At 62.7% G+C, this 20,345-nt stretch carries 16 protein-coding genes; 12 read left to right on the top strand and 4 right to left on the bottom strand.

Annotated features, from left to right (window positions below; all coding sequences use genetic code 11):
* Positions 1–218: 218 nt before the first annotated feature.
* The 6 genes from topA to rpmG all read left to right on the top strand — a co-directional run bounded on the left by topA (position 219) and on the right by rpmG (position 7,902).
* Positions 219–2,885 (top strand): type I DNA topoisomerase, encoded by a 2,667-nt coding sequence (topA, locus tag ASD01_RS18615; RefSeq protein ID WP_034795369.1) that lies wholly within the window; start codon positions 219–221, stop codon positions 2,883–2,885.
* 2 nt (positions 2,886–2,887) lie between these two features.
* The gene (rnr, locus tag ASD01_RS18620) at positions 2,888–5,260 is read left to right on the top strand and encodes a ribonuclease R (RefSeq protein WP_034795365.1); all 2,373 of its coding nucleotides are present in this window, start codon (positions 2,888–2,890) and stop codon (positions 5,258–5,260) included.
* A 26-nt stretch (positions 5,261–5,286) separates the two neighbouring features.
* Complete coding sequence (locus ASD01_RS18625) at positions 5,287–5,742, top strand: DUF983 domain-containing protein (RefSeq protein WP_034795645.1); 456 nt, start codon at positions 5,287–5,289, stop codon at positions 5,740–5,742.
* Positions 5,739–6,443, top strand: a complete 705-nt coding sequence (locus ASD01_RS18630; protein WP_034795362.1) for an NUDIX hydrolase — start codon at positions 5,739–5,741, stop codon at positions 6,441–6,443. Before ASD01_RS18625 ends, ASD01_RS18630 begins: the two co-directional genes overlap by 4 nt.
* A gap of 13 nt (positions 6,444–6,456) precedes the next feature.
* Entirely contained in the window at positions 6,457–7,641 is a 1,185-nt protein-coding gene (locus ASD01_RS18635) for an MFS transporter (RefSeq protein ID WP_034795359.1), read from the top strand.
* Positions 7,642–7,734: 93 nt separating this feature from the next.
* A complete protein-coding gene (rpmG, locus tag ASD01_RS18640) occupies positions 7,735–7,902 on the top strand; it encodes a 50S ribosomal protein L33 (RefSeq protein ID WP_034795357.1) in 168 nt (55 codons plus the stop codon).
* 579 nt (positions 7,903–8,481) lie between these two features.
* Here rpmG and ASD01_RS18645 read toward each other — a convergent pair.
* Together ASD01_RS18645 and ASD01_RS18650 are read right to left on the bottom strand one after the other, a co-directional pair.
* Positions 8,482–9,849, bottom strand: a complete 1,368-nt coding sequence (locus ASD01_RS18645) for a PleD family two-component system response regulator (RefSeq protein WP_034795354.1) — start codon at positions 9,847–9,849, stop codon at positions 8,482–8,484.
* A gap of 17 nt (positions 9,850–9,866) precedes the next feature.
* Positions 9,867–10,238, bottom strand: a complete 372-nt coding sequence (locus ASD01_RS18650) for a response regulator (protein ID WP_003537642.1) — start codon at positions 10,236–10,238, stop codon at positions 9,867–9,869.
* A 156-nt stretch (positions 10,239–10,394) separates the two neighbouring features.
* Here ASD01_RS18650 and ASD01_RS18655 point away from each other — a divergent pair, with 156 nt between their 5' ends.
* The 4 genes from ASD01_RS18655 to ASD01_RS18670 all read left to right on the top strand — a co-directional run bounded on the left by ASD01_RS18655 (position 10,395) and on the right by ASD01_RS18670 (position 14,137).
* A complete protein-coding gene (locus ASD01_RS18655) occupies positions 10,395–10,664 on the top strand; it encodes a DUF3572 domain-containing protein (RefSeq protein WP_034795349.1) in 270 nt (89 codons plus the stop codon).
* A 2-nt stretch (positions 10,665–10,666) separates the two neighbouring features.
* Entirely contained in the window at positions 10,667–11,308 is a 642-nt protein-coding gene (locus ASD01_RS18660; RefSeq protein WP_034795346.1) for a hypothetical protein, read from the top strand.
* Between the two features lie 167 nt (positions 11,309–11,475).
* Positions 11,476–12,768 (top strand): DNA polymerase IV, encoded by a 1,293-nt coding sequence (locus tag ASD01_RS18665; protein ID WP_034795342.1) that lies wholly within the window; start codon positions 11,476–11,478, stop codon positions 12,766–12,768.
* Positions 12,769–12,907: 139 nt separating this feature from the next.
* Positions 12,908–14,137 (top strand): L,D-transpeptidase family protein, encoded by a 1,230-nt coding sequence (locus ASD01_RS18670; protein ID WP_034795339.1) that lies wholly within the window; start codon positions 12,908–12,910, stop codon positions 14,135–14,137.
* Between the two features lie 109 nt (positions 14,138–14,246).
* Here the strand turns inward: ASD01_RS18670 and dnaE are convergent, their stop codons facing one another.
* Positions 14,247–17,744, bottom strand: coding sequence for a DNA polymerase III subunit alpha (dnaE, locus tag ASD01_RS18675; RefSeq protein WP_060644234.1), 3,498 nt, complete (start codon positions 17,742–17,744; stop codon positions 14,247–14,249).
* A gap of 418 nt (positions 17,745–18,162) precedes the next feature.
* Between dnaE and ASD01_RS18680 the strand changes: the two genes are divergently transcribed.
* Together ASD01_RS18680 and ASD01_RS18685 are read left to right on the top strand one after the other, a co-directional pair.
* Positions 18,163–18,732: a hypothetical protein gene (locus ASD01_RS18680; RefSeq protein ID WP_034795336.1), complete on the top strand. Its 570-nt coding sequence runs from the start codon at positions 18,163–18,165 to the stop codon at positions 18,730–18,732.
* 83 nt (positions 18,733–18,815) lie between these two features.
* Entirely contained in the window at positions 18,816–19,283 is a 468-nt protein-coding gene (locus ASD01_RS18685; RefSeq protein ID WP_060644235.1) for a DUF5680 domain-containing protein, read from the top strand.
* 168 nt (positions 19,284–19,451) lie between these two features.
* Here the strand turns inward: ASD01_RS18685 and ASD01_RS18690 are convergent.
* Positions 19,452–20,345, bottom strand: an 894-nt coding sequence (locus tag ASD01_RS18690) for an FtsX-like permease family protein (protein WP_060644236.1), incomplete at its 5' end; no start/stop codon positions are given.

Genomic DNA, 20,345 nt, shown 5'->3' on the forward strand with positions numbered 1-20,345 from the left:
AGCCACAGGCGGGCACGCCAGCGGGACCAATCACGCGTTTCAGATCGCAGATTCAGCGTGTTTCCGCATGGTTCGCCCACTGGCCTCTCTTCGTTATTTTGGGCGAACCCCCTTGACCCCGTTCGAATCCCTGTCCATTTCGGGGCGTCGATATCAGGCGAAGTACGGCGCAAACGGCGCTGACGCCGAACCAGGACCGGTTGTCTCAGAAAATGACGATGAATGTTGTAGTGGTGGAATCGCCTTCCAAGGCAAAGACGATCAACAAGTACCTGGGCCCCGGCTACAAGGTACTGGCTTCGTTTGGTCACGTGCGCGACCTGCCGGCGAAGGACGGTTCGGTCCGTCCGGACGAAGACTTCGAGATGTCCTGGGAAGTCGACAGTGCCTCGGCGAAACGCATGAAGGACATCGCCGACGCGGTCAAATCCGCTGACGGCCTCATTCTCGCAACCGACCCGGATCGCGAAGGTGAAGCGATTTCCTGGCACGTACTTGACCTTCTGAAGAAGAAGAAGGTGCTCGGCGACAAGCCGGTCAAGCGCGTGGCCTTCAACGCCATCACGAAAAAGGCCGTTCTCGAAGCGATCGCTCATCCGCGCGACATCGACACCTCGCTGGTCGACGCTTACCTGGCGCGCCGCGCACTCGACTATCTCGTCGGTTTCAACCTCTCGCCGGTGCTCTGGCGCAAGCTGCCGGGCGCCCGCTCGGCTGGCCGCGTGCAGTCGGTGACGCTGCGCCTCGTCTGCGATCGTGAAAACGAGATCGAGCGCTTCATCTCCGAGGAGTACTGGAACATCTCGGCGCTCTTGAAGACGCCGCGCGGCGACGAGTTCGAGGCGCGTCTCGTTTCGGCCGATGGCAAGCGTCTTGCGCCGAAGGCTGTCGGCAACGGCGAAGAAGCAAATCGTCTCAAGACCCTGCTCGATGGCGCCGCCTATGTGGTCGATAGCATCGAAGCAAAGCCGGTCAAGCGCAACCCGTCGCCGCCCTTCACCACCTCGACACTGCAGCAGGCCGCCTCCTCCAAGCTCGGCTTCTCCGCTTCGCGCACCATGCAGGTCGCGCAGAAGCTCTATGAAGGCGTCGACATCGGCGGCGAGACGGTCGGTTTGATCACCTATATGCGTACCGACGGCGTGCAGATGGCGCCGGAAGCGATCGAAGCCTCGCGCCTTGCGATCGCCAGCCAGTTCGGCGACCGCTATCTACCGGAAAAGCCGCGCTTCTATTCGACCAAGGCGAAGAATGCCCAGGAAGCGCACGAGGCCATCCGCCCGACCGATTTCAACCGGACGCCGGACCAGGTTCGCCGTTTCCTCGATGGCGACATGCTCAGGCTATACGACCTCGTCTGGAAGCGCGGCATCGCCAGCCAGATGGCATCGGCCGAGATCGAGCGTACGACCGCGGAAATCACTGCGGACAATGGCGGCCAGAAGGCCGGTCTGCGCGCCACCGGCTCGGTTATCCGCTTCGACGGCTTCATCGCTGCCTATACGGATGCCAAGGAAGACGGCGAACAGACTGATGACGGCGACGAGGATGGCCGCCTGCCGGAGATCAATGCGCGCGAAAACCTCGCCAAGCAGAAGATCAATGCCTCGCAGCATTTCACTGAGCCGCCGCCGCGCTATTCCGAAGCAAGCCTGATCAAGAAGATGGAAGAGCTCGGCATCGGCCGTCCCTCCACCTATGCCGCCACCGTCACGACCCTGCTCGATCGCGACTACATCACCAACGACAAGCGCAAGCTCATCCCCCAGGCCAAGGGACGGCTGGTGACGGCGTTCCTGGAAAGCTTCTTCACACGCTATGTCGGTTACGACTTCACCGCGTCGCTCGAAGAAAAGCTCGACCAGGTCTCCGCCGGCGAGGTCAACTGGAAAGACGTGCTTCGCGACTTCTGGAAGGATTTCTTCGCCCAGATCGAGGAAACCAAGGAACTGCGCGTCACGAACGTGCTCGACGCGCTGAACGAGGAACTGGCGCCGCTGGTCTTCCCCAAGCGCGAGGACGGCGGCGATCCGCGCATCTGCCAGGTCTGCGGCACCGGCAAGCTGTCGCTGAAGCTCGGCAAGTACGGCGCCTTCGTCGGTTGCTCGAACTATCCGGAGTGCAACTTCACCCGCCAGCTTTCCTCCGACAGCAACGGCGAGGAGGCGGCGGTCTCGAACGAACCGCAGGCGCTCGGCAAGGATCCGCATACCGGCGAGGAAATCACGCTCAGGAGCGGCCGCTTCGGCCCCTATGTCCAGCGTGGCGACGGCAAGGAAGCCAAGCGCTCGAGCCTGCCGAAGGGCTGGACGCCGTCGACGATCGACCATGAGAAGGCGGTAGCGCTGCTGTCGCTGCCGCGCGATATCGGTGCCCATCCGGAATCCGGCAAGATGATCTCAACCGGGCTTGGCCGCTACGGACCGTTCGTGCTGCACGACGGCACTTATGCCAACCTCGAATCGATCGAGGACGTCTTCTCGATCGGCCTCAATCGCGCCGTCTCGGTTCTCGCCGACAAACAGTCGAAGGCCGGTGCCGGCCGGGGCCGCACCGCTGCCGCGTCGCTCAAGGAACTCGGTGACCATCCCGACGGTGGCCCGATCACCGTTCGTGACGGTCGCTACGGCCCCTACGTCAACTGGGGCAAGGTCAACGCCACCCTGCCGAAGGGCAAGGATCCGCAGTCGGTGACGGTCGAGGAGGCACTTGTGCTGATCTCGGAGCGTGCTGCCAAGGGCGGAACGGCCAAGGGGAAGGCAACCAAGGCCAAGACGACCAAGGTAGCGGCGAAGTCCGAGGACGGCGCCAAGGCGACCAAGGCTAAGGCCAAGGCGCCCGCCAAGAGCAAAACAAAGACGGCCGCCAAGGCCAAGAAGGACTGATCTTGACCAGAATACCGCGCGACCCGACCGAACAGTCCGGCAAGAGAAGCCAGGGCAAGAAGCCTGCTCGCGCGGCAAAGGCCGGATCGGCCCAGCCAAGCGAGCCGATCATCCACGGCGCGGTCCCGCCGCGTGACGTGCTGATGCGCTTCATCGCTGAAAACCCGGACCGCGCCTCCAAGCGCGAAATCGCCAAGGCTTTCGGCCTGAAGGGCGAGACCCGTGTCGAACTCAAGGCCCTGCTGAAGTCGCTGGAAGTCGACGGCCTGGTCGAAAAGAAGCGCAAGTCGCTGGTGCGTCCGGGCTCCCTGCCCCCGGTGACCGTGCTCGACATCACCATCCGCGATGTCGATGGCGAGCTGATCGGCCGCCCGGCCGAATGGCTCGACGACGACGGCGTCGCGCCGGCGGTGCTGATCAAGCAATCCGTCGTCGCCAAGGGTAAGGGCAAGGCTCCGGTCGGCGGTCTCGGCGACCGCGTTCTCGCCAAGATCTTCCCGGCCAAGGAACGGGGCGGCCCGGCCTATACGGCGCGCATCATCAAGGTGCTGGACAAGCGCAAGGATGCCGTGCTCGGCGTCTTCCGCTCGACGCCCGGCGGCGGTGGCCGCCTGATGCCGATCGAAAAGCGCGGCGAGGAAATACTTGTTGATCCGGAGTTCACCGGCAACGCTGAGGACGGCGATCTGGTCGAGGTGCAGCTGTCGCGTCTCGGCCGCTACGGTCTGCCGCGCGCGCAGGTGCAGACCGTCATCGGTTCGGTCGCCTCGGAGAAGGCGATCTCGATGATCGCCATCCATGCCCACGGCATTCCCCACGTTTTCCCGGAACGGGTGATCGAGGAGGCGAACGCCGCGGGCCCCGCCACCATGGCGCACCGCGAGGACTGGCGCACGCTGCCGCTGATCACCATCGATCCGGCCGACGCCAAGGACCATGACGACGCCGTTTATGCGGAGCCGGATCCGTCCGAGGACAATCCCGGCGGCGTCATCGTCACGGTGGCGATTGCCGACGTCTCCTACTACGTGCGTCCGAAGTCCGCTCTGGACCTTGAAGCGCTGAAGCGCGGCAACTCGGTCTACTTTCCCGATCGGGTCGTGCCGATGCTGCCCGAGCGCATCTCCAACGACCTCTGCTCGCTCAAGGAAGGCGTCGATCGCCCGGCGCTTGCCGTGCGCATGCGCTTCTCCAAGGAAGGCCGGAAGGCCGGCCATACCTTCCATCGCATCATGATGAAGAGTGCGGCAAAGCTCTCCTACCAGCAGGCGCAGGCAGCGATCGACGGCAATCCGGACGACAAGACCGGGCCGATCCTCGAGACGATCCTGAAGCCACTCTGGGAAGGCTATCGCATCCTCACGCGCGGCCGCGACCGGCGCCAGCCGCTCGAGCTCAACATGCCCGAGCGCAAAATCATCCTGAAACCCGACGGTACGGTCGACCGTGTCTTCGTTCCCGAACGCCTCGACGCGCACAAGCTGATCGAGGAAATGATGATCCAGGCGAACGTTGCCGCCGCCGAGACGCTGGAGCAGAAGCGCCAGGTGCTGATCTACCGCGTCCACGACCAGCCCTCGCTTGCCAAGCAGGAAAGCCTGCGTGAATTCCTGGCGACGCTCGACATCTCGCTCGTCAAGGGCGGGAACATGCGCTCGAACCACTTCAACGGCATCCTCGCCAAGGCCGAAGGCAAGCCCTTCGAAACCATGGTCAACGAGATGGTGCTGCGCTCGCAGAGCCAGGCGATCTACAGCCCCGAGAACATCGGGCACTTCGGCCTCAACCTCTTGAAGTACGCGCATTTCACCTCTCCGATCCGGCGCTATGCCGACCTGATCGTGCACCGGGCGCTGGTTGCCTCGCTCGGCCTTGGCGAAGGCGGGCTGACACCGCAGGAAGAGGCCGTACTCGACGACATCGCCGCCGAGATCTCGACTTTCGAGCGCCGTGCCATGGCGGCCGAGCGCGACACGGTGGACCGACTGATCGCGCATCATCTCAACGGTCGCGTCGGGGAGGAATTCGACGGCCGCGTTTCCGGTGTCACCAAGGCGGGACTCTTTGTCACCCTGCCGGCCTATGGCGCCGACGGCTTCGTTCCGATATCAACACTTGGACGCGACTACTTCATCTACGATGAGGCGCATCAGGCGCTTTCCGGCGAGAAGACCGGGCTCGGCTATCGCCTGGGCGATCCGGTACGCGTCAAGCTCGTCGAGGCCGTGCCGCTTGCCGGTGCGCTCCGCTTCGAGATGATCAGCGAAGGACGCAAGATGCCGACGGCAACGCGCTCCTTCCACAAGTCCGGTCGCAGGGATCGCACCGGCGCCCGGAAGAAGCCGGGGACACGGCCGCCGCGCGGCCGGCGATAGGGTCCCGATAGGACAGAGGAATGCACATGAAAGCGGCGTCAGGCGAAACACTTCATCTGGGCGGGTCCAAAAGCGACGAGCGCTCCGTTGGTCTTTCGATGAAACGCGGCTTTCTCGGCCGCTGTCCAGCGTGCGGCAGCGGCAAGCTGTTTCGCAGCTACCTCAAGTCGGTTGAGACGTGCGCGGCCTGCGGCGAGCGCATGGACCACCACCGCGCCGACGACTTCCCGCCCTATATCGTCGTCACGATCGTCGGCCACCTCGTGCTTGCCGGCTACATGGCGACCGACCTCATCCTTCCGCTCAACAGCTGGCAGCATCTCGCCATCTGGGCACCGATCACCGTCATCAGTTCGCTGGCGCTGCTGCAGCCTGTAAAAGGCGCCGTCATCGGCCTGCAATGGGCGCTGAAGATGCATGGCTTCGGCGGACACGAAGATGCGCCTGAGGACGTGTTGCCCCCGAGAGACGAACGGGCATGAGGCCGGCGCGGGAGACGGGCAACGAACCCAAGCCTCCGCGTCCCGCGACCATGCGGCCCCGGGATGCCGCTTCGATCATGCTGCTCGATCGCGTTGGCGGCCGCGTGCGTGTGCTTATGGGGCGGCGCCACAGTGCGCACGCCTTCATGCCGGATCTCTATGTGTTCCCCGGCGGACGCCGCGATACCGGCGATCATCGAATTGGCTTCGGCTCCGATCTCCATCCCTCCGTCCTGCGAACGCTGAAGGTGGCCGGCGCGCGCGGACTGTCGGATACCCGGGCGCGCGCGCTCGCGCTTGCCGCCCTGCGTGAACTTTACGAGGAAGCCGGCATCGCCATAGGCGCGCCGCTTCCTTCGGCCGAAGCTCCCGTTCCCTTTCTTCCCGATCTTGCAAAGTTGCGCTATATGGCTCGGGCCATCACCCCTCCAGGCAACACGAGGCGGTTCGATACGCGCTTCTTCGCCGTGTTCGCCGACGAGGCCGAAATCGATCCCACGCGGTTCCTGGACAGTCGGGAGCTTCAGGATTTGCAGTGGATCGATGTGAACGTTACTCCGTCGCTACGGATACCTGACATCACCGCGGTCATCCTCGCGGACCTCAGGAACGGACTGGACGCCGATCCTTCGCTGCCCTGCGAACGACCGGTTCCACTCTATACCTCGCGCCATGGGCGCTTCGTGCGCACATTGCTCTAAGGATCCGCGTCAGATGTCACAGCCATCGCCCGGTACGGCTGCACCGGTTGAGGAAATTCACTGGCGGTCGCTGATCGCGGCCGTTGCTGCCATCAGCGCGGTCGGCATCGCCATCGGCCTCGGCCTGCCGCTGCTATCCATCATCATGGAGAAGCGCGGAATTTCCTCGACCCTCATCGGCTTGAATTCCGCCATGGCGGGCCTGGCATCGATGGTGGCTGCCCCCTTCACGACGAAGTTCGCCCACCGGCATGGCGTAGCGCCAACGATGCTATGGGCCGTGCTAATCGCGGCCACCAGCGCGCTCGGCTTCTATTACATCACCAATTTCTGGCTCTGGTTCCCGCTCCGAATCGTTTTCCACGGAGCGATCACCGTCCTCTTCATTCTTTCCGAGTTCTGGATCAACGCGACGGCCCCGCCGAGCAAGCGCGGTTTCGTGCTGGGGATCTACGGCACATTCCTGTCGCTTGGGTTCCTGACCGGCCCGCTGCTGTTTTCGATCCTCGGCAGCGAAGGCCTCCTGCCCTTCCTCGTCGGCGCCGGCGTCATCCTCCTGGCATCCGTGCCGATTTTCCTCGCACGCGACGAAAGCCCCGTCATCGACGAGAAGCCCGAGCGGCATTTCCTGCGCTACGTCTTCCTCGTGCCCACGGCAACGGCTGCCGTCTTCATATTCGGCGCGGTCGAATCAGGCGGTCTCTCGCTGTTCCTCATCTTCGGGACGCGGTCCGGTTTCAGCGAATCGCAGGCAGCGCTTCTGCTAACGGTCATGGGGGTCGGCAATTTCATCTTCCAGATCCCGGTCGGCATGCTCTCCGACAGGGTCAAAGACCGGCGCACACTGCTCTCTGCGATGACGCTGATCGGTCTTATCGGCGCGCTGTTCCTGCCGCTGTTGGTCGAGAGCTGGTTCCTGATGGCAATTGTGCTGTTGTTCTGGGGCGGCTGTGTCTCCGGCCTCTACACGGTCGGCCTCAGCCACCTGGGCTCACGGCTTCAGGGCGCGGATCTCGCCGCCGCCAACGCGGCCTTCGTGTTTTCCTACGCCGTCGGTACCGTCGCTGGACCGCAGGCGATCGGCGCGGCAATGGACGCCACCGGCAACAACGGTTTTGCCTGGGCGATCGCCGGCTTTTTCGGTCTCTATGTCGCGCTTTCGGTGGTCAGGATCGTTTTGAAACCAAAACGGTCTTGACTTTTCGGCCGCGATTTGTAGTTTCGCGCCAACCTTGCCCGTGGCCCGCAACCGGTTGTCCACGGCTTTCATTGTTACAAAGGCAGGACGACCATGGCAAAAGCCACCACCATCAAGATCAAGCTGCTTTCGACAGCCGACACGGGTTTCTTCTACGTCACGACCAAGAACAGCCGTACGATGACGGAAAAGATGACGAAGACCAAGTACGACCCGGTCGTCAAGAAGCACGTCGAATTCAAGGAAACCAAGATCAAGTAAGATCGCCGGTTTTCGGGAATTGAAGGGCGCCGACCGCAAGGTCAGGCGCCCTTTCCTTTTTAGGCCAATGCCTTGAGCATCTAGCGTAGGCGCTGAGTGAAACGGGTTCCACGCCAGGGGGAGGAAACGGCTCGCCCGCCCCTGCTATTCCCCCAGAATCAAAACGCCGCCCCGAAGGCGGGACGGCGTGTCGGAAAGGGGGTCGGCTGGCCTCTGACTGCGGCACGAGGATTCCGCGGACGCCAAAAGCCAACCGACCGACCCCACGACCCAGGAGATGCGGCGGACCTGAGCATCATGGGGTAACGAATATCGCAGAAGGCTGGATGCCCCCTCTTTCATGAGCATCACCTGAAAATAAAAAAAAATCAACGAATTCTTAATGCGCGGAGCGGTGCCGCTCGGCGCATGGTTAATTCTGTATCAGACCTGGACAGGCACACTGCATGATCTCTGCTGCCACCCAAACTCCCCGGTAGCAACAGGTGACGCGAGAATACAACTTTGAATGCAGGCCGCAAGAGGCGGGCAAAGAAATTCCCTGGGGTGCTTTGAGGCCAGAAACGCAGGAGGCGCAGCTCAGGCGGCGGCTGCCACCACCCGATTTCGGCCTTCGTGCTTGGCCTGATAGAGCGCCATATCGGCGCGCTTCAGCAGCGCTTCGGCCGTGTCGCTGCCGGGCCTGAGCGTGGCAATCCCCATGGACGCGGTGACCTTCAGGGGGCCGTCCGCCTGCGGGATCGCAAATGGCAGGCTTTCGATGATCGTGCGCAGACGCTCGGCGACACCGGCCGCCATTTCGGCTGACGTATCCGGCATCACCACGATGAACTCTTCACCGCCGAACCGGCAGGCAAGGTCGGCACCCCGCACCGTCGTGCGGATGCGATTGGCGAATTCCCGCAAGACTTCGTCGCCAACGTCATGGCCGTAGGTGTCGTTAACCTGCTTGAAGCGGTCGATATCGGTCATGCAGATGGACAGCGGCCGACCGCGCGCAGCAGCCCGATCCATCAGCAGTTTCAGGTGCGTGTCGAAATAGCGCCGGTTATGCAGCCCGGTGAGGCCGTCGGTGACGGCAAGCTCGATGGTTTGCTGCACGCTCGACCGCAGCCTGTCATTGCAGTGCTTGCGCCGGATCTGGGTCATCGACCGGGCAATCAGTTCATTCGGATCGACCGGCCGCATCAGATAGTCCGTCACGCCCAGATCGAGCGCGCGGACGACCAACTCGTCGCTGCCCTGCTCGGCGATCAGCAGGATAGGGATGAACCGGGTGCGCTCCAGGGAGCGCAACTGCGAGCAGAGGCGCAGCGGATCGTAGTCGTCGAAATTCGCATTGACGATGACGAGGTCGAAATTGTTCTCCGCCGCCTCGAACAATGCCGCCTGCGGATCGGAGATGACCGAGACCTCGGCAATCGGCTTGAGGGCGCGCTGCAGCCGCTCCTGCGACGAGCCGCGGCCATCGACGAGCAGGACGTTGCCGGGCTCGTCAGGCCGGTCCGCCCGGCCAACATCTTCAAGCCCGATCGTCTGCGCCGTCTGGGCCCGCAGGCGCAGCTCATCGCTGACGTTCTTCAGGCGCACCAAGCTCTTCACCCGCGACATCAGCTGCAGATCGTTGACGGGCTTCGTCAGGAAATCGTCGGCGCCGGCCTTCAGGCCACGCACGCGATCAGAAGGCTGGTCGAGCGCGGTGACCATGACAACCGGGATATGTGCCGTCTTCGGGTTCGCCTTCAGCCGTTCGCAGACTTCGAAACCATCGAGACCGGGCATCATGATATCGAGCAGCACCAGGTCGATGGGCGTCTTTTCGCAGAGCGCCAGGGCGGCATAACCGTCACTGGCCGTCAGCACGTCGAAGTACTCGGCAAGCAACCGGGCTTCGAGCAGCTTCACATTGGCCGGAACGTCATCGACAACAAGAATACGCGCAGTCATATCAATTTTCCCGCCGCTCAGGCATCGCCCAGGTAGGTTTTGATCGTCTCAATGAACTTCGGTACGGAGATCGGCTTGGAGACATAGGCTTCGCACCCGCCCTGGCGGATCCGCTCCTCGTCCCCCTTCATAGCAAAAGCGGTCACGGCGATGACCGGGATGACGTGTAGCTCGTCGTCTTCCTTCAGCCACTTCGTCACTTCCAGACCGGAAACCTCCGGCAGCTGGATGTCCATGAGAATGAGATCGGGCCGATGCTTGCGCGCGAGCTCGAGCGCCTCCATGCCGTTGCGAGTCTGGATCGTCGCATAGCCGGAGGCCTCAATCAGGTCGCGGAAGAGCTTCATGTTCAGCTCGTTGTCCTCAACAATCATCACCTGTTTGGGCATGTCGATCCCTTGCTGTCCATCGTCACCTTGCAAGTCTCCTCAGGACAATTAACGTGCGGAGCCGACGACTCGACCCATTTCCTCAACGTCAGAGATAGGCCTATTTGGTTGAAAAATAGGTAACTCCGCACGTAAAAACCATACGGGGACAAACCATTGAAGAGCGCCGACGAAATCGCCATCGACATTCTCTCCTGGCTTGCCGGCGAGCCTGAGCTTCTGTCCCGCTTTCTGGCGCTGACCGGCACGGACCCAACGGCGTTGCGCAACGCGATTGCCGAACCCGGCTTCATGGGCGGGCTCGTCGCCTTTCTGATGGACCATGAGCCGACCCTGATGGCATTCTGCACGGCGACCGGTACGGCGCCTGAAGACGTCGTGCGCGCCCATATGGCACTTTCCGGCCACGCAGGCTTCGAGGATTGAGGGTGGCAAACGCGCCGACAGCTCACCGCATCACGCTTGGAAACCGCCCGCTGATCGTCAGCGACATCGACGATGTCGTGCTTGAATTCATCAATCCGTTCAAAGCGTTCCTTGGGAGCTGCGGCCATGTCCTCCTGCCCCGATCGTTTCGCCTGACCGGCAACATCATCACCCACGCGGACGAGCAGCCGGTGACGGAGCCAGAGGTCAAGATCCTGCTCGACACCTTCTACGGCTCGCAGGATCGTTGGCAAACGCCCGCCGCCAAGGTCGTCGAGACCCTGGCCGCATTGTCGGAGGAAGCCGATATCGTCTTTCTGACTGCGATGCCGCCGCAGCACGCTGCGGTTCGTCGCGCTCTTCTTGACCGGCTCGGCCTGCCCTATCCGCTGCTTGCGTCCGAAGAGCCGAAGGGGCCGATCGTCCAAAAACTTCACGGCAGCCGCACCGTCCCCCTCGTCTTCATCGACGACATGCTTCGCAACCTGCGATCGGTGAAGGATCACGCGCCGACCTGCCTGCCGATAAACCTCATGGCCGACTCGGAGTTCAAGGCGCTCGCGCCGAAGCTCGACGCCGACATCCGCGCCGTCGCAGACTGGCCGGAGGCAGCCGCAGCCATTCGCGCGCACTTCCGCGGCTAGCCCGGATCGGCTGCCCGTCGGCGCAAATTCAGCCGCGCCGGCGCTGCGAAAGACGCGCCCGGTGATCCTTTTCAACGGCGACAATTGCATTGTGATTTCCAATCGCGCCTCCTTGAGACTCGCTAGAGTAGAGCTTAAGGTCGCAATGTTCAATATTTGTTCCCGATATGCCCGACAGCGCTGCTCACTCTCCAGGCTTCTGCCGCGACTGCCTCAAGGAACAGGCGGCGTCGGTGCGGCGCTGCCTTGCCTGCGGCAGCCCGCGCATTCTGCGGCATGCGGAGCTCTATGACCTGACGCTGGCGCACATCGACTGCGACGCCTTCTATGCCTCGATCGAGAAGCGCGACAACCCGGAGCTTGCCGACAAGCCGGTGATCATCGGCGGCGGCAAGCGCGGTGTGGTCTCCACCGCCTGCTACGTCGCCCGCATTCACGGCGTGCGCTCGGCCATGCCGATGTTCAAGGCGCTGGAAGCCTGCCCCCAGGCCATTGTCATCAAGCCCAATATGGAGAAATACGCCCGCGTCAGCCGCGAGGTGCGCACGCTGATGCAGGAACTGACCCCGCTGGTGCAGCCGCTGTCGATCGACGAAGCCTTCCTCGAACTCAGCGGCACGGAGCGACTGCATCACGATCCACCGGCACGCACGCTTGCGCGGCTCGCCCGCCGGATCGAGCAGGAAGTCGGCATCACCGTCTCGGTCGGCCTCTCCTATTGCAAGTTTCTCGCCAAGGTGGCGTCCGACCTGCAAAAGCCGCGCGGCTTTTCCGTCATCGGCCAAGCCGAGGCGCTGGAGTTCCTGCGCGAGAAGCCGGTGACCCTGATCTGGGGCGTCGGCAAGGCCTTTGCCGCCACGCTGGAGCGTGACGGCGTGCGCACGATCGGGCAATTGCAGACCATGGAAGAAGGCGACCTGATGCGGCGCTATGGCACCATGGGGCAGCGGCTCTTTCGCCTATCGCGCGGGCTCGACGAGAGAGCGGTCGAAATCGACGGCGAAGCCAAGAGCGTTTCCGCAGAGACGACGTTCAACGACGATATCGCGCGCTATGACGACCTGGTCACGCATCTGCGGCGCCTCAGCGAGCAAGTGGCCCACCGGCTGCGAAAGTCGGAACTCGCCGGCCAGACGGTCGTTCTCAAGCTCAAAACCGCCGACTTCAAGATCCGCACCCGCAATCGGCGCCTGGATAGCCCTACCCGCCTTGCCGACCGCATTTTCCGCATCGGCCTGCAGCTTCTCGAAAAAGAGGCGGACGGAACGAAGTATCGGCTGATCGGCATCGGCGTCAGCGATCTCTCCGCCCCGGATCTCGCCGATCCGCCCGATCTCGTCGATCCCGCGGCCACCAGGCGCGCTGCGGCCGAGGACGCGATCAACAAGCTGCGCGACAAATTCGGCAAGGCGAGCGTCGAAACCGGCTACACTTTCGGCACCAGAAAACGCGATCCATGAGACCACAAGCGTGCTTGCCCGAGCAGGCACGCTTCGCAAAGCGATCACGCAACCTTGATCGACAGCCCACACAGCAGGATGAATTCCTTAAAGATTGAAGGCTAGGCTTGTTCGCCAAGTCACGTGTTGGGTTGAGTGTATGGTATCGCGTTTCGCTCTCACCGCCAGCGTCGTCGCACTGCTTTTGTCGCCGGCTACCGGCTTTGCAGGCAGTCGCGGGCCGCTGCAGATCATCGTCTCGAAAGATCAGCAATCGCTCGTCGTCTATGACGGCGACGCTGTCATTGCGACATCACCGGTCTCGACCGGCAAGGCGGGCCACACGACGCCATCGGGCATCTTTTCTATCCTGGAAAAGCGGCGTCATCACAAATCGAACATCTATTCGAACGCTCCGATGCCGTTCATGCAGCGGCTCACCTGGTCGGGCATTGCTCTGCATGGCTCCAACCATGTGCCGGACTATCCGGCGTCCCATGGCTGCGTGCGGTTGCCGAGCGAATTTGCTGCCTCGCTCTACAAGTTGACCGAGCGCGGCGTGCACGTGCTGATCTCCGACCGGCAGATAACGCCCTTGGAGGTCAAGAGCGCCCTACTCTTCCGCCCGGCCCCGATCGATCTCCAGCCGCCGCTTTCCGACGTGCCGCTCAGACCGGCGATCAGCCAGGCCGGCGATGCGCCGGTGGAAGTGGCGATGCGGGAGCCGCCCGGCGGCGCCAATTCGGCGCGATCCACCGAGGAGCCGATCCGTATCCTGATCACCCGCAGCGATACCCGCGACACCATGCGCGAGGTTCAGACGTCCCTGGATTTCCTCGGCTACGCGCCGGGCGCGATCGACGGCCATGCCGGGCCGGCGACGATTGCGGCCCTGCGTGCCTTCCAGGCAAGCGAAGGCATCGACGGCGACGGCAAGCTGACACCGGACCTGACCGACCGGCTCCTGCGCAAGGCCGGACGTACGCCACCGCAAAACGGCAAGATCCTCGTGCGGCAAGGGTTCAAGCCGCTCTTTGAAGCCGGGCTTACGATCGACAAGCCGGAAGAGGCGCTCGGAACGCATTTCCTCCAGTTCCGGCACAATGAAGAAGAAGGTGCCGAAGGCAAATGGTTCGGCGTCTCGCTCGAGGACCACCTGCCCGCCTCGACGAAGAAGCGGCTCGGCATCTCCACGGAGGCCGATCCCTTCGCCTATAACGGCATCCAGCGCACGCTGGCGCGCATGACGATCTCCGACGTTGTGCGCAGGCGCGTGGAAGCGTTGCTCGCCGAGGGCTCGTCGCTCTCGATTGCCGATGTGGAAAGCGGGTTGGAGACCGGTCAGGGCACCGACTTCATCACCATTACTCGGACACGTCCCGGCGACTGATCTGCGAGACCGGCAGACAAGCACCCGGCGAGCGTCCCGCCGCGGGTCGATAGGTTCCAAGCCGGCTCAATCGCCGCTCCACTGCAATTCAGCGGAGCCCCGCCTCGGATTACACCAGTTCGACGTCGATGACGCCCGGCGCCGAGCGCAATGCTGCAGCGATCTCCGGCGAAATCCGGAACTTCTCGTTCAGTTCAACCTCGATCTCGCGCTGGCCATTGTCCTTGATGACGACGAAGGAGACGAGCCCGTCGCCCTTCGTGTTGAGGTGCGAGGCGATCGACTTCAGCGGCCCGGAATCGCGCACATAGACGCGCAGCGCCTTCTGCAGTTGCAGCGATTCTTCTTCGAGCGACCGCAGCGTCTGGATGCGCAGGCCGATGCCTTCCGGCCGCTCTTCCGCCGCCACGGTCATGACCAGCGACTTGCCGGGCTCGAGCAGGTCTCGATACTGGTGCAGCATCTCGGAGAACAGTACCGCCTCGAACTGGCCGGAGGAATCCGAGAAGGCGATGATTCCCATCTTGTTGCCGGTGCGCGTCTTGCGCTCCTGCTTCGAGGTTACTGTTCCGGCGAGCCTTCCGGCCGTCGCCCCCTTCTTCACAGCGCCTGCGAAATCGCCGAAGGTCTGCACGCGCATCTTGGCGAGCAGCGCATTGTAGGTGTCGAGCGGATGGGCAGACAGATAGAAGCCCAGAACCTGGAACTCACGGTGCAGCTTTTCCGAGGCAAGCCACGGCGTGTAGGTCGGAAGCGCAATGCGCTCCGGCCCGGTGGCCGCCCCTGCGCCGAACATGTCGCTCTGCCCGCTCGTCTTGTTTTCCTGAGCCCGCTGGGCAAACCCGAGAATACGATCGAGCCCGCCGACCAGCTCCGCCCGGTCGTAGCCGAAGCAATCGAAGGCGCCGGCGGCAATCAGGCTTTCAAAAACGCGACGGTTGAGCAGCTTGGGGTCGATCCGGAGGCAGAAGTCTTCGAGGCTTGCGAAGGCCTTGTCGCCTCGAACCTCGACGATGTGCTCGACCGCTGACTCGCCCACGCCCTTGATCGCTGCAAGCGAGTAATAGATGCGGCTTTCGCCCGTCTGGAAGTGCCGGAACGAGGTCTGTACCGACGGGGCGATCACCTCGATGCCCAGACGCTTGGCATTCTGGCGGAAGTCGTTGACCTTTTCGGTGTTGGACATGTCGAGCGTCATCGACGCCGCCAGGAACTCCACCGGATAATGCGCCTTCATGTAGGCGGTCTGATAGGACACGATCGCGTAGGCTGCCGCGTGCGACTTGTTGAAGCCGTAGTTGGCGAACTTGGCGAGCAGGTCGAAAATGAGGTCGGCCTGCGGCTTCGACACCTCGTTCTTGACGGCGCCGTCGACGAAACGGGCGCGCTGCTTGTCCATCTCCTCCTTGATCTTCTTACCCATGGCGCGGCGCAGAAGGTCGGCCTCGCCGAGCGAATAGCCAGAGAGCACCTGGGCGATCTGCATCACCTGCTCCTGGTAAACGATAACGCCCTGCGTTTCCTTGAGCAGGTGGTCGATCTTCGGATGGATCGACTCGACCTCTTCCTCGCCATGCTTACGGGCGTTATAGACCGGGATGTTCTCCATCGGGCCTGGGCGATAGAGCGCCACGAGTGCGATGATGTCCTCGATGCAGTCGGGCCGCATGCCGATCAGCGCCTTGCGCATGCCGGCACTTTCCACCTGGAACACGCCGACCGTTTCGCCGCGCGACAGCATCTCGTAGGTCTTCAGATCATCGAGCGGGATGCTCGCGAGATCGACCTCGATGCCGCGCTGCTTGACGAAATCGACCGCGACCTTCAACACCGTCAGCGTCTTCAGGCCGAGGAAGTCGAACTTGACGAGACCGGCCTGCTCGACCCACTTCATGTTGAACTGGGTGACCGGCATGTCGGAGCGCGGATCGCGATACATCGGCACCAGCTGCGACAACGGCCGGTCGCCGATCACGATACCGGCGGCGTGGGTCGAGGCGTGGCGGTAAAGGCCTTCGATCTTCTGGGCGATATCGAGAAGGCGGGCGACCACCGGCTCCTTCTCGGCCTCTTCCTGCAGGCGCGGCTCCTCCTCGATCGCCTTGGAAAGCGGCGTCGGGTTGGCGGGGTTGTTGGGCACCAGCTTGCAGATCTTGTCGACCTGACCATAGGGCATTTCGAGCACGCGACCGACGTCTCGCAAGGCGGCACGGGCCTGCAGCGAACCGAAGGTGATGATCTGCGCCACCTGTTCGCGACCGTACTTGCGCTGCACGTAGCGGATCACCTCTTCGCGCCGGTCCTGGCAGAAGTCGATGTCGAAGTCGGGCATCGAGACGCGCTCGGGATTGAGGAAGCGTTCGAACAGCAGCGAGAAGCGCATCGGATCGACGTCGGTGATCGTCAGCGCATAGGCGACGAGCGAGCCGGCGCCCGAGCCGCGACCCGGCCCGACGGGGATGTCGTGCTGCTTGGCCCATTTGATGAAGTCGGCAACGATCAGGAAGTAGCCGGGGAACTTCATGCGCTCGATGACGCTCAATTCGAAGGCCAGGCGCTCGCGGTATTCCTCTTGGGTGTAGCCGGGCGCCATACCCAGTCTCGCGAGACGGTCTTCGAGGCCCTCCTCCGCCTGGCGACGCAGTTCGTCCGACTCGGCGCGCTCGGCCTCCTCCGGATCCGCCGTCGCGCCGGTAAAGCGCGGCAGGATCGGCCCACGGGTCTTCAGCATGAAGGAGCAGCGCCGGGCGATCTCGATCGTGTTTTCCAGTGCCTCGGGCAGATCCGCAAACAGCGCCGCCATTTCTTTGCGGCTCTTCAGATAGTGGTCCGGTGTCAGGCGGAACCGGCTGTCGTCCGACACCATGGCGTTGTGCGCTACCGCCATCAGGGCGTCATGCGCCTCATAGTCGGAGGGCGACGGGAAGAAGGCTTCGTTGGTGGCGACAAGCGGAATGTCGAACTTGTAGGCAAGCTCGATCATCCGGCTCTCGTGCCGCCGGTCGTGGCCACCGTGGCGCTGCAGCTCGATATAGAGCCGATCGCCAAAGAGATCATGCAAGGCTTCGAGACGCGCTTCGGCGAGCGCCGTGGAGCCCGCCTTCATGGCGATATCCACCGGGCCACCGGACGCGCCGGTCAGCGCAATCAAGCCCTCGGTGCCGCATTCGCCAAGCCAGGAGCGCGTAATGCGCGTCGCCTGGCTGCCCTCGCCGCTGAGATAGGCACGGCTGACGAGATCGACGAGGCGCGTATAGCCGTCATCGGTGGCGGCGATGAGCACGATCGACGGCAGCTTGGCGAGCTGATGCCCATGGCCGCGCCGATCCCCCTCGGTCTCGTCCTCCATGTCGATCGACAGCTGGCAGCCGGTGATCGGCTGCAGCCCGTCACCGGCTGCCTTCTGCGAGAATTCGAGGGCTGCGAAGAGATTGTTGGTGTCGGCGATCCCGATCGCCGGCTGGTTATCGGCGACCGCCTTGCCGATGACCTTCTTCAGCGGCAGAGCGCCTTCGAGCAAGGAGAAGGCAGAGTGGACGCGCAGATGCACGAACTGCGGATCCGTGCCGAGCGCCTCACTCGATGCTGCCTTGCTGTCGTCTGCCATTGTCGCACCCTGATTCCTGTCCAGTCGGAAGGATATCCCGTTTATCGCCCGTCATGTCCAGATTCCCCTGGCATGTCGTCCCCCTTATTCAACGGGGATGAGACGCTTTGCGGAGGTGCTTGAGAGAAGATGTTGACGCCCGCCTTCAGAGGCCGAGCGCAATGAAAGAGATGCTTGCGATGAACAGGCTCATCGACGCGAAGGCGGCGAGGTCACGAACAAAATCAGTCATAACATGGCTCCTTTTCCGTTATGTTTTTACTTTGTTCCATTTTTGTTCACGCGTCAAGCAGTGCACAGGCATTCTGTTCACGATGGTTAACATCGCGCCCGAATGCAGGTTAACTGACGACGAAGCCGCTTGAGGAAAGCGCGGTGCCCGCATATCAAGAGGAACGACCACGCGGAGCGCTCCGACATGCTTGCACGCCTGATTCTCCCCTTGCTGATCCTGCTTCCGACCACCGTCTCCGCAGCAGAGACGATAGACCCCGCCCGCATCGTCTCGGCGGCGACCGGCGACTGGAACAAGGACGGGAGCCAGGATCTCGCGCTCATCGTACGACCCGCCCAAGGCAGCGACGAGGACAACGGCATCTATCTCTATCTCACCGGCGACAACGGCGCGCTGGCATTAAAGTCGGCCATTCCGAACAAGGTCTGGGGTCAGTTCGAACTCGTCGGCCAAGCGCCGTCGATCGAGGCGCTGCCGAGCGGCTCGTTGCTCATCACCAGTCAGAACGATGCCATCGGGCGCGACCGCTGGGAACAGAAGCTGACGGTCGCCTATCGCAACTTCGACTTCGTGGTGGCGGGCTACACCTACTCGTCCTACGATACGCTCGATCCGGACAACACCGCGCAATGCGACCTCAACGTGCTGACGGGCAAGGGCAAATCGAACGACACGCCAATCACCGCGAAAGGCGAGCTCATCCTTCTCAAGGACTGGAGCGACGATCGCGGGCAGAAGGCGTGCGGCCTGTAATAACCGGGTGATTGTTCTCTATTTGTTCTTTACAACTTCAGCGGATCACGACATCCTCCGGCGCGAACGTATGAGGAACAATCATGGCCGCGCTCGAAGCACTCAGAGAATTCATCGTTGAAGCCAAATCAAAAACCTATGTCGGCGGCGGCGGGCAGCGACCGTCGTCACGCCCGGGTTCCCACGACATCGGCTACGAGCGGGATAGCTGGCGCTACCTCGACAGCTATTTCGGCGGGACCGATTTCGCAGGCCAGGAGACCGTGTGGCAGAATGACGAGCCGCACTGGGCGATGAACTACTTCGGCCGGATCATCCGACCTGACCTCATAAACGGCGAAAAGGCAGGCGTCGTCATCAGGGCGGCGCTTCAGGCGATGTACCGCGACAAGCGGCATTTCCTCGGCGGCACGGAGTTCCGGCACGCCCATGGCTACTACATCGACAACAGCCGCGGCGACACCTTACATTTTTCCGGGCATGAGGTCATCTTCGTCGACGGCGAGGAAGCCTACGAGCTCGACTATCGCGGCGGTCTGATCAGGCGTTGAGGGCAAGGCCCGCAGCAAGTGACGCAAGAGCGCGCAGCGGTTCGCGAATCTGAAGGATCGCGGCGCGCTTTGGACGCCAAACGCCGCGGATGGCCGGCGAAGCTGGTAATCGCTGTGTCAGACGCACGCATTCATTCAAGAAACGACGTTGCAAGTCACAGCGTGGGGTCAATCGTAACGCAGGGCCTGCACCGGATCGAGGCGCGAGGCGCGCCAGGCCGGAAAGATCGTGGCGAGGAAGGAAAGGGTCAGCGCCATGACGACGACGAGTGCGGTCTCGTCTGCGTTCATATCGGCCGGGAGCTGGTTGAGGAAATAGAGCTCAGGGCTGAATATCGTCGTTCCCGAGATCCAGGAGAAGAACTGTCGGATGGATTCGATGTTGAGGCAGACGACGACGCCGAGCGCCACGCCCGCGACCGTTCCGGCRACGCCGATTGCAGCCCCCGTCATGAAGAAGATGCGCATCACCGAGCCGGAGGTCGCGCCCATGGTCCGCAGGATCGCGATGTCGCTGCCCTTGTCCTTCACCAGCATGATCAGGCCGGAGATGATGTTGAGTGCCGCGACCAGCACGATCAGCGACAGGATCATGAACATCACGTTGCTCTGGACCTCGAGCGTCGAGAAGAAAGTCTTGTTGCGGTCGCGCCAGTCGGTGATGAAGATCTGCCGTCCGGCCGCATCCTCGATCGGCTGGCGCAACTCTTCGACGACATCTGGATGTTCGACGAAGATCTCGATCGACTGAACCAGTCCCTCGGCGTTGAAGAACAGCTGTGCCTCTTCAAGCGGCATGAAGATGATTGTTGAATCATATTCCGACATGCCGATCTCGTAGATCGCCGAGACGGTATAGGCCTTCACACGSGGGTTCATGCCGAGCGGYGTCACGTCGCCGTTGGGCGAGGTCAGCGTAATCGTTCCGCCGACCGTTATGCCAAGCTGYTCGGCCATGCGCGAACCGATAGCCACGCCAGAGCCGGAGGCAAAGCCGACGAGATCGCCGGACTGGATGTGGTCAGAAACCGACTTCATCTTGCTCAAGTCGTCGGCGCGGAT

Origin of the sequence: Ensifer sp. Root423 (genome assembly GCF_001426275.1) — a bacterium.
Classification (GTDB): Bacteria; Pseudomonadota; Alphaproteobacteria; order Rhizobiales; family Rhizobiaceae; genus Ensifer; species Ensifer adhaerens.